At 32.9% G+C, this 16264-nt stretch carries 12 protein-coding genes and 1 pseudogene; 5 read left to right on the forward strand and 8 right to left on the reverse strand.

The features are described from left to right. A partial coding sequence (locus BBH99_RS22595; protein WP_165601973.1) for a hypothetical protein occupies positions 1-229 on the forward strand: 229 nt, incomplete at its 5' end. Between the two features lie 74 nt (positions 230-303). On the opposite strand, the gene BBH99_RS20355 is transcribed toward BBH99_RS22595, so the two are convergent. The 6 genes from BBH99_RS20355 to BBH99_RS20380 form a co-directional block, all read right to left on the reverse strand. Continuing rightward, positions 304-849: a hypothetical protein gene (locus tag BBH99_RS20355; protein WP_066700073.1), complete on the reverse strand. Its 546-nt coding sequence runs from the start codon at positions 847-849 to the stop codon at positions 304-306. Between the two features lie 260 nt (positions 850-1109). Next, positions 1110-2345 carry a hypothetical protein gene (locus BBH99_RS20360; protein ID WP_066700074.1) on the reverse strand — a complete coding sequence of 412 codons (1236 nt, stop codon included), beginning with the start codon at positions 2343-2345 and terminating at the stop codon, positions 1110-1112. Further along, entirely contained in the window at positions 2345-3271 is a 927-nt protein-coding gene (locus BBH99_RS20365) for a hypothetical protein (RefSeq protein WP_066700075.1), read from the reverse strand. The genes BBH99_RS20360 and BBH99_RS20365 overlap by 1 nt, the downstream gene beginning before the upstream one ends. Before the next feature lie 3 nt (positions 3272-3274). Further along, positions 3275-4303, reverse strand: coding sequence for a hypothetical protein (locus BBH99_RS20370; RefSeq protein WP_066700076.1), 1029 nt, complete (start codon positions 4301-4303; stop codon positions 3275-3277). Between the two features lie 862 nt (positions 4304-5165). After that, entirely contained in the window at positions 5166-6299 is a 1134-nt protein-coding gene (locus BBH99_RS20375) for a 1-acyl-sn-glycerol-3-phosphate acyltransferase (protein WP_066700078.1), read from the reverse strand. Positions 6300-6734: 435 nt separating this feature from the next. Then, the gene (locus BBH99_RS20380; RefSeq protein ID WP_066700080.1) at positions 6735-7583 is read right to left on the reverse strand and encodes a GIY-YIG nuclease family protein; all 849 of its coding nucleotides are present in this window, start codon (positions 7581-7583) and stop codon (positions 6735-6737) included. Between the two features lie 136 nt (positions 7584-7719). Between BBH99_RS20380 and BBH99_RS20385 the strand changes: the two genes are divergently transcribed. Together BBH99_RS20385 and BBH99_RS20390 are read left to right on the forward strand one after the other, a co-directional pair. Beyond that, positions 7720-9279 (forward strand): type I restriction-modification system subunit M, encoded by a 1560-nt coding sequence (locus tag BBH99_RS20385; protein ID WP_066700082.1) that lies wholly within the window; start codon positions 7720-7722, stop codon positions 9277-9279. A gap of 46 nt (positions 9280-9325) precedes the next feature. Beyond that, positions 9326-10552: a restriction endonuclease subunit S gene (locus BBH99_RS20390; RefSeq protein ID WP_066700083.1), complete on the forward strand. Its 1227-nt coding sequence runs from the start codon at positions 9326-9328 to the stop codon at positions 10550-10552. 4 nt (positions 10553-10556) lie between these two features. Here the strand turns inward: BBH99_RS20390 and BBH99_RS20395 are convergent, their stop codons facing one another. Further along, positions 10557-11816 carry a restriction endonuclease subunit S gene (locus tag BBH99_RS20395; RefSeq protein WP_066700087.1) on the reverse strand — a complete coding sequence of 420 codons (1260 nt, stop codon included), beginning with the start codon at positions 11814-11816 and terminating at the stop codon, positions 10557-10559. A 90-nt stretch (positions 11817-11906) separates the two neighbouring features. Between BBH99_RS20395 and BBH99_RS20400 the strand changes: the two genes are divergently transcribed. Continuing rightward, a complete protein-coding gene (locus BBH99_RS20400; protein WP_066700088.1) occupies positions 11907-12833 on the forward strand; it encodes a tyrosine-type recombinase/integrase in 927 nt (308 codons plus the stop codon). A 101-nt stretch (positions 12834-12934) separates the two neighbouring features. Then, the gene (locus tag BBH99_RS20405) at positions 12935-15814 is read left to right on the forward strand and encodes a type I restriction endonuclease subunit R (RefSeq protein ID WP_066700089.1); all 2880 of its coding nucleotides are present in this window, start codon (positions 12935-12937) and stop codon (positions 15812-15814) included. Positions 15815-15891: 77 nt separating this feature from the next. On the opposite strand, the pseudogene BBH99_RS20410 reads toward BBH99_RS20405, so the two are convergent. After that, positions 15892-16264, reverse strand: a pseudogene (locus tag BBH99_RS20410) (hypothetical protein); the annotation flags it as partial.

Here is a 16264-nt window from a genome sequence, read left to right on the forward strand (position 1 = left end):
TTTCGGCGATAAAGTAGATATTGATTTTCCTAAATATAAACAGCTTTTTTCAGAAAGCAGGAATGACCCGGCCAAATCATTACGGGTAACTCTTCATGATTTGGATAAGATAAATGTGAATGGAGCCATGGTAGATAAAAACGCCTATATCCGGGAGAGAGAAATGGAGATGAAGAAAGCAGTCAAAGAAGATAATAATAACATAGAGATAGATATGCTCCGGAAATAATTTTTAAGATAGTATATACCGGAAGAGCCTTTTTCTGCAAGAAAAAGGCTCTTCCGGTATTTTATGTCAATATCCTATTTTACCTTTTCCAGGAGATATAATTTAGCTCCCGAAAATGCCAGTTTAGGCATCAGGTTGCCTTCCAGAACCATGGTTTTATTGTTGGCATCTATCACTGAAATATAGTTGTTGGAATTGTATTCAATATAGTTTTCTCTTTCTTTGGTTAAAGGGTTTTTCCCAAACTCTAATTTGTATTTTACCCAGTCTTCATCTTGTGAGCTGCAGTGTACAGGTTTGTATTTGGATTTTTTAGCCTTAAAAATGATCTGGTCAAAACCTTCTGTACAGTCTGAAGTAAATGCGCCGTCAGGATTCTGATCTTTTGAAAAATCTTCAAAAGAACCCTTGTAAACCCCTACCACTTTCCAGGTTCCATCCAAACGGTCCTCATCTATTTTACCCTTTGCCTTGCTTACTGCCCAGCTGATCCCATTAACAGTTCCTTTTACCGCCTTATAGCCTATATTTACCGCTCCCGACACCACTTTAGTGGCAGTTCTTACTACACATGAATTTAATACCAGAACAGCCGAAGCCAGAAATATCATTTTTTTCATATTGTCAAATTTTCCACGAAGATAAGGCTTTCAGTTGAATGGGATGGAAGATTGAGGTGAAGGATAGAAGATGGGAGTAAAAAAACAGGGAGTTTCCAGTTTATATTGAGTCTTTCACCGGAGGAGTTTTAAGTTTTCAAAACGATACATAAGATGGTAATATATTTTGTTCTCCCGATAAGTTTTTCCCATTGGTAGAATAAACGAAAGAGGTGCCTCAAAGAACTTTTGAACCACCTCTTTTTCAATATAAATAGGGATTATAGAGCTAATTCTTTCACATATTTCTCCGGCATCCATATAAAGCATACCACTAAGGCTGCAATTAACAGTAATGATAAAACCAGGGTAGCCACTTTAAATCCATCCAGTTTGAATTCCTTTTCCTCATTTCTGCCGGAACTGTGAAAGCCCGAAAGACCATTAGTATTCGCGTAGGGTTGAGATACCTTTCCCTGAACTCTTCCACTGGCTGAAGAGAGAGATGAAAGAGATTCTATATTCCTGTTTTGATGAAGAATATCTGCAAATAACCGTTTGTTTTCCTGATGTCTCTTTTTTGCTGCTTCTACCTTTCCATCCGATTTAAGAGACTGAATAAGTTGATCTATTTTTTCCGAATATTGGTCATATTCTTTCCGAATAACCTCAATTCCGTTTTTAGATTCCTTTATTTTAGCTTCATTTTCCTGGTGTCGCTTCTCATTTTGAGCGATCTGTATGCTGAGATCCTCAATCAGCTTTGTTTTCTCATCTTTTAATCCTTCTTTCTCCCTTTCCAGATCGGTAATAGCGGTTTGAAGAGCCCTGCGTCTTTCCTCTTCAAGGTGATCAAGTTCCGTTTTAAAACCATTGGCATCTACAATTTTAAAAATCCTTTTTTGTTTTACAAATTCTCCAATTTCATGGCTTTGGGTGAAGTAGATCGTATCATAAACGTTCAGAAGATCAATGGATTTCCTGAAAAATGTCTGCAGCTGTGCAGGATTGGTTTCACAATAAACCACAAGATAACTATTACTGGATTTGTTGAAATCTACTTCATCAATTTCCCTGAGATTGAATCCTATCTTATCAAAATCTTTTGGCACCTGTATGGATAAATGATCAGAATGATTGACCATAATAGTTCCTTCTGAAAGGTTATTTTTCTCAAGATACCTCTGAAAGTCATTCAAAGCGTTGATAATAAGTCCTTCAGAAGCAATTTTATTTACAAAAAGCAGGCTTGATCCTATAAAAGTTCCACCCCTGTCTGAATTCTGTTCTTTGGCAAACGTATAAACAGAGTAGGAGATGAGGTTGCATCCCCCGGCATAATCTTTCCGGATAGAATAGATATTGCTTTGAGGAAAAAGTTTAATAGCATCCGTTTTTAGATCAAAAGTTCTGATTTCCTTGGCAATACTCTGGTTTGCCCCCAGAAAAAAAGATTGTCGAAAGCCATTTGGGTTCCCAAAAGTCCCGAATGCAGAGAAAAAATATGTACTGTCCATTAATTTGTAAAACTAAATTTTATACGTTCCCAGAATGTTCCTTCATAATCCAGATCATAGCCTGTAATACTTCTGTAGAGCCATTTGGCAAGCACTTCCGCTGTTGAAAGATTCAACAGGTCGATTTTTTCACTTCCTGTGGTATTCTGGATACTTCCAATGGTATAATACGTTTTGCTTAATCCATACGTATCAATGCGTTGGGACGTCATGGGAAGATGCTCAGAGATAAAAGCATCAAGAGCTTCGGCACTTTCCACATCCATTCTTCCGGATTTATCCCATTTGGAGATGACCAGAATGGCATTCACCGATTTTAAATTCTTTCCTTTTCTTTCCAGTTCATCCAGAAATTCATTGATCAGCGAGTCGTCTTTATACGCAGTTTCATAGCTGGTGACAATGATAAAAGTAAGCGGAATATTGGCATTCAGGAAGATTTCTATACTGCTGTGATAGCTGCCGCCTCTTCGGATATCATTGTGATTTTCTCCGGAGGTCTCAAGAAAAGTAAGATCTATAGGAATCACTCTTTTTGACCGGTTATTGGGTTCAAAAACAAGATCCAGACGGGTTACCTGATCCCTTGTCGTTCTGTTGGGAAGCACTCCCTGTCGGATATTTTCAAAAAAATCAGAAAGTAAGACATTTGCTTCTTTAGAGTTGGGAGTTCCCAGTTTAGGCCTTAAAACGCCGGCATACGAACGAAGATAATAGAGCATTGAAGAAAGGATCACAGACTTTCCTGATTCTGCAGTTCCGAAGAAAAAAACAAAGTTACTTTCCTTATTTCTGATATCGTTGGAAATGGTCTTGGCAATGGGAACAAAATCTGTTTTTGTATCATTTTGAAAATCAAAAGATAAAGGTTTTAGAGCTTCCTCAGTTTCAAAAGATAATGGTTTTAAATGATCGTTAGTTTCCATGGTTTAGTTATTAGGGATAATGGTTTTACCGCTTCTTTTGTTTGTAAATACGCTTCCGCCGCTGTTTCCACTGTAGCTTCCTGAATCTGTTACCAATAAAATGATAATAACGATCACAAAATCAAGTAAAATACAGCCTGCCAATACTACAAACTGGTACATTCCGAAGTTTTTAATGGCGTGTTCAAAGGCAAAACCGATTTTTCCGACCTGCTGCGTTTTTGAAACAACAGGCTCAAAATGGATTTTATCATTTCCAAGAACCGTTTGTGCTCTGCTGCCCAGTTTATTGTAATCCGCAAGCGATTCATCAATCAGGCCCTGGGATAGTCCATCCTTATCCTTTTTAGATAAAAGCAGAAGTTCCTGGATGTTTTTATTCCATTTAAAAGCGGCATTATTGATATCATTTTTCAGAAGTCTTTCTTCAGGTGAAAGATCAGAAACGATGTTATCAATCTGTTTTCCCATTCTTTCTGCAAGGTCTTCGTAATCTTCACCCACAGGAGTCAGTAAATCAACTTTCTGGCCTGTTAATCTTTCAATATCCTTAATCAACAGCTGAGCACGCGTCCCGATTCCTTTATTTCCGGGATCTTTGATTTGCTCCATCATCTGCTTTTTCTTGATCTCAATATTCTGAGTCGTTGCTTTATTGTATTTATAGCTCAGCTTCGATTCCACATCATTTTCAAGAGCTGTGAAGTTTTTATTGATGTCACGAAGCTCATCCGTATAAATATCCGTTTTCATAAACCTTGTATACAAAGCATTAAAATTAGCGATGAAACAAAATGAAGCAATGAAAATATAAATTCCCACCAGGCTTCCGGTAGGTTTACCAGCCAGTTTAGCATTTCTCAGCATCCAGCACAGAAATAGAAGCAGCAGTGACAAAACCAAGGCAATGACAAATGAGGCCGGGCCAAAGATCTGTTGCAGTCCAAGCCAGGTCTGGTAAAAACTTACGCTGATCAGAAGTAATGCAAGAATTCCCAAAAAGAGATCTGCAGGAGTCGTTTTTTTATTCATAATATATCTGTTGTTTGTTGAATGAGGTTATAAAAAACACATTGTTTTATAATGCCGAAACTACAAACAACAGCCTGAATAAAATTACGGAATCCCGTAAAGGGTAGTGCTTCTGATCCTAGCCTGAATGGTATTTATGAATTTATTTTCATGCGGATTTTGCCGCTGAAGCAATTTTTAAGATCAGAATATTTACTATTCTTATTTTACGGGAAAATACAAGAAAGATGTGAATAGAATTGAGAGTAAAGACTTTATACGCAAAGATACAGTGATTCGGGAGGTTTATTTTTAAGGAGGCTAAGATTGCGGTAAACCGCTGATGAAGCATGAGGATATTATGCATACGCTTAGTAAGAATCAATGAAATTGATTCAACTCTTTGCCCCCTTGAAATAGTACAGTATGAATAAAATCTTTGCGTTTATAAAACCTCTCAAAATTTTAGCCACGAATTCATGGATTTTTTATCCATTCGTGCATTAGTGGTCAAAAAATATTTTCAACTAAGTTTTTGTATTAAAACCTGTGCATATCTGTGGTTTTAAATTATTTTTTTTAAAACGCAAAGGTTTAAGGGGAATAATGAATATTTTAAGGAAGCTAAGAAACGCGACTTTGTCGCTGACGAAGCTTTATATCTATTCGTATGCTTAGTAAGAATCAATGAAATTGATTCAATTCTTTGCTCCCTTAAACTTTTACGGAATGAATATAAAATCTTTGCGTTTATAAAACCTCTCAAAATTTTAGCCACTAATACACGAATTTTTTATTCATTCGTGCATTAGTGGCTAAATAATATTTTTAAGTATTTCTATTAAAATATGTGTTGATCTGAGAAAATCTGTGGGTAAAGAAATTACTTCTCTTCAGCTTTTAATTTATTCACCAAAGGATTAGCGTACATTGCCAGGAAATACTCTTTAGAAACAGGATCAGACGGATCTATACGCATCTCCAGTCTTCGGATGAACAATTGTTTTTCCTGTTCTGTATACTGAGAAGCGTAAATGTCTGTATTGTTGAGCAGATTGTAGGCTATATATTTCGTAGGCCAAAGTTTATAATTCTTAATGATGGAATCATCAATCAATTGTACAACAGCCTGTAGCTGCTTGTTTTTATTCTCAATCGTAGCGGCAATATCATCCAATTCTGTATCAATAACATCACCCGCATGGATATGAATTCTTTTCTTTTGTCCTAAAATTCCGCTGAGTATGGTATTAAAATCCTCGTTTTTTCCTTTGATGTATTCCTCATCTCTGTGTTGTGCCAGCAATTGAGGCATTTTTAAAGAATCTGTAGGATCATATTCATAAGAGATGGAGATAGGAACAATCTTTAATGTTTTAAAATAGTCAATTAATGATTGGTCTCCGGCTGCCATAGCCAGCATTTTTAAAACCCCTTGCTGAGTGGCATCATTCCCGTCTTTAGCACGGCCTTCACGCTGGGCAATCCATACGGAGCGGTTTTCTTCGTGCAGCAGCATATCAATATATTCAGACAGGGTTTGTGAACTTGTAAGTTGTTCACGAATGGACAAGCCTCTTTGAACTAAAAAATTGCGGTTTAGTTTAGCCAAAACATTCAGGAAGTTTCTTTTCACAAGATTGTCCCCAATGGCTGAAGCTGTCATCACATAGCCTCCTTCCAGCAGAACCAGATTGAGCAGGGAAGTATCCAGTACAATATCCCTGTGATTCGAAATGTAAAGGTAAGAGGTATTTTTATCAAGCTTATTGAAACCTGAAGTGGTTAATCCTTCAGAACTCTTGGCAAGAATCTGACGAACGGCATACGCTACAAACTGATGCTGGAAATCACTTATGGAGTGGACCTCTTTAAACTGTTCCAGCCAAACCTGCTCATCCACACCGGGAAAAGTAAAGGTCATCAGTGCTTTCATCATCGGATCACGGGCTATGCTCTGCAATCTTTCATTCACTTCATGATCATGAAAATACCGGATTTCATCAAACTTCGACATGGGCTTATTTAAAAATTAAAACTTTTTGCAAAAGAACGAAAATTTATCTGGGGATTGAGTATAAAGGTTGTTAAAGTATTATGATTGGCGTAGAACTTAGAGAAATCATCTTTCGAATCAAAGTTTATTGTTCTGAGAAGCTTAACCATAAAAGTCATAAAGCTTTTGATTAAAAACACTTTAGTTCACTTAAGTTAGTTTACAATAATACCGTATAAAAAGTTCACTTTAGAGGAAAATCAAAGATTTTCTTTAGCCGCAGCCTGAAAGCAGAGCTCTTCTTAATATTCTTATATGCTTAATTTTTTCTTAATGGTTTAAGATGAAATATGTGAGGTTAGATTCCTCCGGAATGACAAATATTGTTTGTATCATATATTTTGAGAACCTAACCTCTTTTTGTCATTCCGAAAAATCTCAACAATATTATTCAAATTATATTTCTAAATATTTGAGTTGAATTCCTGCCTCAGTTTTCCATTCTACAGGGCCACTTGACGACCTTGCCAGTATAGCTGTTGCTGCTCTTGAAGATGATGTAAAGATGTAATCTTTGGAAAGTTTATAAAAACTATTCTCTATCTGTAAAATTCCTTCTTCTAACATTTTCCTTCTTTCTGCTACTATACTATTAGGTAATGAAGTTTGTTCTGATATCATTAGAAGAGAATCTTTGTAGACAACAAAGCCTTCAGTAGATGGACTCCCTTTCGCATCTGCTCCGGCTCCATTTTTACAGAATAAGATAAGTTGATTCGTCTCATTCTGTTCAACAGTTTCTTCCAGAGATTCAAATATCTTATGTCCTAATGATGCGGTTAATATTTTGACATTAGATAAAAATTCTTCCAATTCTGCTTGTTCCGCTTCAGAGAGTTCAGGTCGGGTAGGGATATTCTGATTAATTGTGTAGCGTTCTGCATGGATGGCCAGTTCATAGAGACGGTTTTCCAGATATTTTACCCCGGCTTTGTTCAGATATTGATCTTTACTACCAAAGAATAATACTTCATTCCAAAATTCTTTATTGGCAATATGGCTTGAAAGGCGGTCTGCAATCACTTCCGCTTCGCCAATATAAGCTGCATCTTCATTATTGTCTCCCTTACCAATCAGAATATAGACACCTGGTTTTCTAAACTCTGCTCTATTACTGAATTCTCTTACTTTGATACGGGGAACTCTAATTCCTATCCCCGTCCAGTTGCTAAGTTCTGCGGTGGTGAGACTGTTTGGGGTGCCATCTACGAAGAACAGGCGTATGGTTTTTCCGAAGGTGTTCATGAAATTAATAGTATTTACGCTTTAAATATATATATAAATTTTTATTGTGTCTACAATATGAATAGGAATTAAAAACTTTAGTATTTTAGTGCCTCCTTAAGGATTAATAATCCCTAATCAAATAATCTCATTGTAAATGTCAGAAGAACAAAAGAAAATATTAGAACAGCAGCTTTGGAATATTGCTAATACGCTAAGAGGAAAAATGAATGCGGATGAATTCCGAGATTATATTTTAGGATTTATTTTCTACAAATATCTGGCTGAAAAAATGGAGATTTATGCTAATTCAATATTGAAACAAGATAATATTCAATTCAGGGACATAAAAGAGAATACTCCGGAAGGGAAAGAATATATCGATGCAGTTAAAGAGGAAGCATTAGAAACGTTAGGTTATTTTCTAAAACCTTCTGAGCTATTTAGTGAGATAGCAAAACGAGGAAGTAGTGATTATGATACTTTTATATTGGAAGATTTACAAAAAATCTTAACCAATATCCAATTAAGTACAATGGGAACCCAAAGTGAAGAAGACTTTGATAATCTTTTTGAAGATATGGATCTCAATAGTACAAAACTGGGAAAAACTGCAGAAGCAAGAAATGCTATTATTGTAAAGGTATTAGTACATCTTGATGAAATTGATTTTAAACTAGAACATACAGAGCTCGATGTATTAGGAGATGCTTATGAATATTTGATTGGTCAGTTTGCCAGTGGTGCTGGAAAAAAAGCAGGAGAATTCTATACTCCCCAAGAGGTTTCTAAAATTTTGGCAAAAATTGTTACAACAGGAAAAAATAGATTAAAATCTGTTTATGATCCCACGTGCGGATCGGGATCTTTATTACTACGTGTTGCAAGAGAAGTAAAAGATGTCAATAATTTTTATGGACAAGAAATGAATCGTACCACTTATAATCTTGCCCGAATGAATATGATACTTCATGGAGTTCATTATCTTAAGTTTGATATTAAACAGGAAGATACCCTAGAACATCCACAACATTTGAACGATATGCCTTTTGAAGCTATTGTGGCAAATCCACCATTTTCAGCTAATTGGAGTGCAAATCCATTATTTTTGAATGACAACCGTTTTAGTCAATATGGCAAATTAGCTCCTGCTAGTAAAGCAGATTTTGCATTTGTACAGCATATGATTTATCATTTAGCGGAAAATGGGACAATGGCAATTGTTTTACCTCATGGTGTTCTATTCCGAGGAGCGGCGGAATTACATATACGAAAATATCTTATTGAGCAGAAAAACTATCTGGATGCGGTAATAGGTTTGCCTGCAAATATTTTCTATGGGACAAGTATTCCAACTTGTATTTTGGTCTTTAAGAAATGTCGTGAAGCTCCCAATGATATTTTATTTATTGATGCAAGTAAAGAATTTGAAAAGGTAAAAAATCAAAATATGTTACGACAGGAGCACATTGATAAGATTGTAGATACCTATCGAAATAGAATTGAAATTGAGAAATATAGTCATTTAGCTACTTTGCAAGAAGTTGCAGAAAATGATTATAACCTAAATATACCGCGATATGTAGATAGTTTTGAAGTTGAAGAAGAAGTTGATATTCAGGCTGTAATGCGAGAAATTAAATCTCTGGAAGTTAGGCGTGCTGAACTTGATAAAGAAATTGATGTTTATTTTAAAGAACTAGGATTGGTTTTTTAATTTTTTAATCCTTAATGTTTATAATAACGAAGTTTAAATTATCAAGATGACAAATAAGAAATTAAAAGTAAGTAACGTTCCCAATTTGAGATTTCCAGGGTTTGAGGGGGAATGGGAAACAAAGAAGTTGGAAGAAATTGGAGAAATTGTTACAGGTTCAACTCCTCCAACTAACAATAGATCATATTACGAAGGGGAATATTTATTTGTTTCTCCAGTAGATATTCAGACAAATAGATATATTGAGGTTAGCAAAACTACATTAACTGAAAAAGGATTCAAAAAAGGAAGAAAAATAAAAAAGGGTAGTTCCTTATTTGTTTGTATTGGTTCAACTATTGGTAAAGTTGGGCAAGCAAATAGGGATTGTATTACGAATCAACAAATTAATTCCATTGTCACATTAGAAAACAATGAAGATTTTTTATTTTCATTACTGGAATTTTATTCTCCAAAAATAAAAGCACTATCTGCAGAACAAGCAGTTCCAATTATAAATAAAACAACTTTCTCAAATGTTCAAGTTAATATTCCGGAACTTCCTGAACAAAAAAAAATCGCTTCATTTTTATCTTTAATAGACGAGAGAATTGTAACCCAAAACAAAATACTATTACATTATCAATCCTTAATTCAAAAATTAAGAAACGACATATTTAAACAGAAACTAAGTTTTAAAGATGATTTTGGTAATAAATTTCCCGAATGGGAAATATGCAAATTGAGCGATATTTCAAACAGAATAACTCAGAAAAATTCAGAGAATAATCAAAATGTATTGACAATATCAGCTCAGTTGGGATTAATAAGTCAGCTCGATTTCTTTAATAAGTCAGTTTCTTCGAAAAATGTTTTAGGATATTATTTTCTTATAACCAATGATTTTGCGTATAACAAGAGCTATTCAAACGGATATCCAATGGGAGCTATAAAAAGACTAAAAAGGTATGAAAAAGGAGTTGTTTCAACACTATACATTTGTTTTAGGTTTCATGAATCAGTAAGTATAGATTTCATGGAGCAATATTTTGAGTCAGGGATTCAAAATTTAGAAATTGAAAAAATAGCTCAAGAAGGTGCTAGAAATCATGGTCTTTTAAATGTAGGAATATCTGATTTTTTTGATATTAAAATTAATATTCCTTCTATAGAAGAACAAAAGCAAATAGCATCTTTTCTATCTAAAATCGAGTCAAAAATCCAAACCGAAAAAGCAATTTTAGAACAGCTTGAAACACAAAAGAAATATCTCTTACAACAAATGTTTGTATAAATTACTATACAAACATTTGTTGTAATAAAAACTTTTTTTGTTTTTCTAATTCTTGTAATATTTGTTTTTCTGTATTTAATTTTAAATCCATAGATGAAAACAAATTAGCAATTTTGATTTGCTCTTCTAAACATGGAATAGATAAAGAGAGATTAGCTAATCTATTAACTGAGATACTCAGAACTTTAGAACCTTGAGATTCTTTTTGAATTTGTGCTCTAACTTTTTGTGATTTAAATAAATACCCACAAAATCCAATTGAAAATATATTACTAATTGGTCGAGCTAAAATTGTATGTAATCCAGCTAATATTCTTTGATTATTTAAATTAATAATTTCAATACTTTTACCCACATCATTTAAGTCTTCTGAAGCATCTGCAAATATCATATCTCCTTCTTTACAATAGCTATCTTCACTTATCTTTGTGATATTTATATTTGAATTTATATATGGAACAATTTCTTTTTTAATATCAAAAAGAGTTTGAAATTTTGTATGAATATCCCCATAGTGAATATTTTTTACTGTTCCATTTTCATAATTCAGTTTTTCTCTAGAAAATGAATTAGTAACTTTAAAAGTAAATAAATCTTTCATTCTTTTTTCATGCCATTCTGGATAATATTTATCATTATTATCTCTAAATCTAAGTTCTCGGGTAAATATTTTTTTTATAAATGAATGTTTTGACGATTTTAACTCCTTAATTATTTTGTTTTGGGTTACAATTCTCTCGTCTATTAAAGATAAAAATGAAGCAATTTGCTGCTGTTCTTTTAAATTGGGAATAGATAATCTAATTCCTTTGATATTTTCAAAGTTTAAACCTTCTCGACCACTCCCTGTTTGTAGATTATTAAATATATTTTGACCTTTACTAGAAGAGAATATCGGTTGAATAAAACGTGGACTGTATTGTTGGGTTAATCTTATAATACAAACATGTTGATTAACATTTCCTATTTTAAAATCATTAGGGACTACACAACTTCTGCCCAATGATGCTCCAGTTATATTAAGTAATATGTCATTAGATTTGACAATACTATTTTTCATTTGACTATTTACTGATTCTGGAATAAATGTGGAGTTTTCTAGTTCTAATTTATCATTATTGACATTCTGACTACGTATAAAAAGTATGCCTTCTTTTATATATATAGCCTCACCACCTAATGGAGTTTTGCCACTATTCACTTTATTAGCAATATCCCCTAACTTTTTCACTTCCCATTCCCCCTCAAACCCTGGAAATCTCAAATTGGGAACCTTTAGTTCAAAGTTATCTGGGAGATTAAATATCCTTAATCCATTATTGCTTTCTTTGCTGCTTTTTTAATTTTAAAAATAATGAATAAACAAAAACAACTTTCAGAAGTAATTAACCTGTGGAAAGCAGACAAAAGACAGTATGTGAAAAAATCAAGTTTTTCAGCTTATATGCTTTTAATTGAAAATCATTTATTACCAGCTTTTGGTGAAAGATATGAAATTGAAGAAGTGGACGTTCAGAATTTTGTTTTTCAAAAGCTTGAAAAAGGATTAAGCCATAAAACGATTAAAGATATTCTGATTGTTTTAAAAATGATACTAAAATTTGGTTCTAAAAATAAATGGTTGAATTATACTCCTTTTGACATTCAGTATCCGACAGAGCGTGAAAGACATAATGTCGAAGTTCTAACTAAGGCAGACCAAAAAAAAATTATGAACTATATACAGGAGCATTTTACATTTAGAAATCTGGGCGTTTATATTTGTTTAAGTGCAGGTATGCGTATTGGAGAAGTATGTGCTCTTACTTGGGACGATATTGATACAGATAATGGAGTTATTAGTGTGAATAGAACTATTCAAAGGATATATGTTATAGAAGATGGGAACCGAAGAACAGAATTAATCCTTGATACTCCAAAGACCAAAAATTCAATACGTGATATTCCTATAAGTAAGGATTTATTAAGGATTTTAAAACCATTTAAAAAAATTGTTAATTCTTCATTCTTTGTATTGACCAATGATTCTAAGCCTACTGAACCAAGAACTTACCGCAGTTATTACAAAAATCTTATGAAGGAATTAAATATGCCTGAACTTAAATTTCATGGCTTAAGACATAGTTTTGCAACCAGATGTATTGAAAGTAACTGTGATTATAAAACAGTCAGTGTATTGCTGGGACATTCCAATATAAGTACCACTTTGAATCTTTATGTTCATCCAAATATGGAACAGAAGAAAAAGGCTATTGAGCAAATGTTTAAAGCTTTAAGATAAGTTTATTTGATTATGGATTAGGAGCTGTACAATCAGAATACTTTTGTTAAATTTATACAAAAATTAAAACAAAGCTAAGAACCTCCTAATTCATAATTATTTTGAGCAAACAATCCGAACAGGCTTTAGAAAGCCAATTGATTATACAATTACAAAAACTGGGATATAAATATGTTACTATTGTTGATGAAGCTGGTCTATTATCAAATTTAAAAGCTCAGATAGAAATACATAATAATATACGGTTTAGTGACAGTGAGTTTAAGAAAGTATTAAATATTCTCAATAAAGGATCAGTATTCGAAAAAGCTAAAACACTACGTGAAAAAAAACATCATATTATAAGAGATAATGGAGATAATCTATATTTTGAATTTTTAAATGTGGAACATTGGTGCCAAAATGAATATCAGGTTACCAATCAAGTGACAATTGACGGGACATATTTAAATCGTTATGATGTTACATTATTAATAAATGGACTGCCTTTGGTTCAAATAGAACTCAAAAGAATAGGTTTGGATATGAAAGAAGCTTTCAATCAAATCAATCGTTATCAAAAGCATAGTTTTGGAGCGGGAAAAGGACTCTTTCATTTTATTCAATTATTTATCATTAGTAATGGTGTAAATACTAAATATTTTAGCAATTTTGGTACGCATAACCAAGAATATCTTCAGACTTTTCATTGGACTGATGAAAGTAATAATCAGCTTAATAATATATTAAATGGTTTTACAGATACATTCTTGGAGCCTTGTCATATTAGTAAAATGATATGTAAATATATTGTGCTAAATGAGACTGATAAACGTTTAATGGTATTGCGACCATATCAGTATTATGCGGTGGAAAGTATTATAAAAAAGGTAACTGAAAATGAAATTTTGAACGGCTATAATACTGAAAGGAATGGTTATATATGGCATACAACAGGAAGTGGTAAAACCTTAACCAGTTTTAAAGCAAGTCAGATTTTATCTAAAATACCTGCAATTAAAAAAGTAGTTTTTGTTGTTGATAGAAAAGATCTCGATTACCAAACTAATCAGGAGTATGATAAATTTAGTAAAGGCTCAATAAGCTCAGCAACTAATACGGATGATTTGATTCAAAAGTTTAATGATCCTAATATTAGAATTATTGTGACAACTATTCAGAAACTAAATAATGCTATATCTGGTAGGAGCTTATTTAAAATGAAATCCATTCAAAATGAAAGAATGGTATTTATTTTTGATGAATGTCACCGTTCACAATTTGGAGATACTCATAAAAATATTGTTGGTTACTTTACGAATATTCAACTTTTTGGTTTTACTGGGACTCCTATTTTAGAGAAAAACTCGGATGGGATGAAAACGACTACAAGTTTATTTGGAAAGTGTTTACATAAATATGTAATTACTGATGCAATACGTGATGAAAATGTATTGAAATTTTCAGTTGAATATATTCAGACTTTCAAGAAGAAGGATCATATTATTGATTTAAAAATAGAGGAAATTAATGAATCTGAAGTTTTTGAAGCACCAGAACGTAAAGAAGCAATTGTTGATTATATAATTCAATATCATAATCAAAAAACACAAAATAAAAAGTTTTGTGCAATGATGTGTGTACAGGATATTGATGCGGTTATTCAATATTATGAGATTTTTAAACAAAAAAAACTAAATGGAGAACATGACTTGAAAATAACGACTATTTTTAGTTATGCTCAAAATGAAGACCCGATAGAAGAGCAAGCAGCTTCTCGATTTGACTTGGTTGCTGAATCTCAACAAAAATATGGAAATGACTATATTCCTCATCGCAGAGAGTTATTGGAAAAATATGTTCAGGATTTTAATGAAATGTTTAGTGAAGCTCAAGATATTAAAGATAATGAAGGCTTCTATAAATATTACAATGCAGTAGCGAATAAATCAAAGCATCCTAATCATGAAGCTGATATCCTTTTGGTTGCTAATATGTTTCTAACAGGTTTTGATAGTAAGAACCTCAATACATTATATGTGGATAAAAATCTGCAATATCATGGGTTAATTCAAGCTTTTAGTCGTACGAATAGAACGTTAGATAAAAATAAGACCCAAGGTAATATTATTTGTTTTAGAAATTTGAAAGAAAAAACAGATGAAGCAATTGCTTTATTCAGTAATAAAGAAGCAATAGATGAAATTATTGTAGAGCCCTATGAAGCATATGTAGAAAAGTTTGAAAAGGCTGTTCATAAATTATCAGAAATAGCTCCAGGAGTTGAAGATGTTGATAGACTATATACGGAAGAAGATCAATTACAATTTATTTTGGCATTTCGTGAATTGATGCGTTTGCACAAAAAAATGAGCCATTATACAGAGTTTACTTGGGATGATCTTAATTTAGATAAAGATTCTTTTATGAAATATAGCTCTAAATATCAGGACTTAAAAGAATCTATAAATCTTAAAAGCAGTGTTCAAAAAACATCAATTCTTAATGATATAGATTTTGAATTAGAGCTAATAAGGCGAGATACTATTAACGTGACTTATATTATTCAATTATTAATAAATTTTAAGTCTAAACAAAATTCTAAATCAAAACAAAGTATTGAAAAAGATATTATCAATCTTTTAAATACAGAAGTTTCTCTAAGAAGTAAAAGAGAACTAATAGATAAGTTTATTCAGGAAAGTTTGCCACATATTGAAGATAAAGATACTATTCCTAATGAATTTGAAAAGTTTTGGAATATTGAGCAAGAAAAGGCATTAGATGAATTAATCAGAGCCGAAAATTTATCTAAAGAGGAAACAGAAAGAATAATAGAAAATTATGTATTTAGTGAGAGAGAACCTTTAAGAAAAGAAATATTAGACCTTAGAGTAGAAGGTAGACCCAGCATTCTCAAATCTAGGGAAATTGGTGATAGAATATTAAATAGAATTGTTGGTTTCGTTGATACATTTGTAAATGGAATGGTGGGAAATTAATATGATTTACAAAACAACTCAATTATAAAAGGTCCTAGAAAAGGACCTTTTATATATTTTAGACTTTATATTATATCCTAGATAGTGATTGTTTCTATCCTCCTACACATCCACCTCCTCAACCTCCAAACCGGCAAATACACAAACACCACAGACAAAATCCCAGCCAACACCCCCACAACAACAGCCATCGCCGTAGCATCCAACTTATAATCCTTTGAGAAATTATACTGCCCTAAGAAAAGCATCGCTAATACCAGAGAACATGTAATCACGCCATGTAGAATACTCAGCTTGGTCATTAACTTTTTAATATTCAACTGTTCATCTACGGTAAATTCAATAGCGCCTTGTTCGGCGGCATCGGTTACTCTTTTGATGATGTCTATGGTGAGGACAACAGGGAGAAACAGGGCCATGGGTAAGGTCAGGCGAGCCAGATTTTGTTCG

This window comes from Chryseobacterium contaminans (genome assembly GCF_001684955.1).
In the GTDB taxonomy this organism is placed as follows: domain Bacteria; phylum Bacteroidota; class Bacteroidia; order Flavobacteriales; family Weeksellaceae; genus Chryseobacterium; species Chryseobacterium contaminans.

Excerpts from the sequence above, each read along its gene's own strand:
- BBH99_RS20355 (WP_066700073.1), bottom strand. The coding sequence starts at position 849 with ATGAAAAAAATGATATTTCTGGCTTCGGCTGTTCTGGTATTAAATTCA.
- BBH99_RS20370 (WP_066700076.1), bottom strand. The coding sequence starts at position 4,303 with ATGAATAAAAAAACGACTCCTGCAGATCTCTTTTTGGGAATTCTTGCA.
- BBH99_RS20400 (WP_066700088.1), top strand. The coding sequence starts at position 11,907 with ATGAATAAACAAAAACAACTTTCAGAAGTAATTAACCTGTGGAAAGCA.
- BBH99_RS20390 (WP_066700083.1), top strand. The coding sequence starts at position 9,326 with ATGACAAATAAGAAATTAAAAGTAAGTAACGTTCCCAATTTGAGATTT.
- BBH99_RS20360 (WP_066700074.1), bottom strand. The coding sequence starts at position 2,345 with ATGGACAGTACATATTTTTTCTCTGCATTCGGGACTTTTGGGAACCCA.
- BBH99_RS20365 (WP_066700075.1), bottom strand. The coding sequence starts at position 3,271 with ATGGAAACTAACGATCATTTAAAACCATTATCTTTTGAAACTGAGGAA.
- BBH99_RS20380 (WP_066700080.1), bottom strand. The coding sequence starts at position 7,583 with ATGAACACCTTCGGAAAAACCATACGCCTGTTCTTCGTAGATGGCACC.
- BBH99_RS20385 (WP_066700082.1), top strand. The coding sequence starts at position 7,720 with ATGTCAGAAGAACAAAAGAAAATATTAGAACAGCAGCTTTGGAATATT.
- BBH99_RS20375 (WP_066700078.1), bottom strand. The coding sequence starts at position 6,299 with ATGTCGAAGTTTGATGAAATCCGGTATTTTCATGATCATGAAGTGAAT.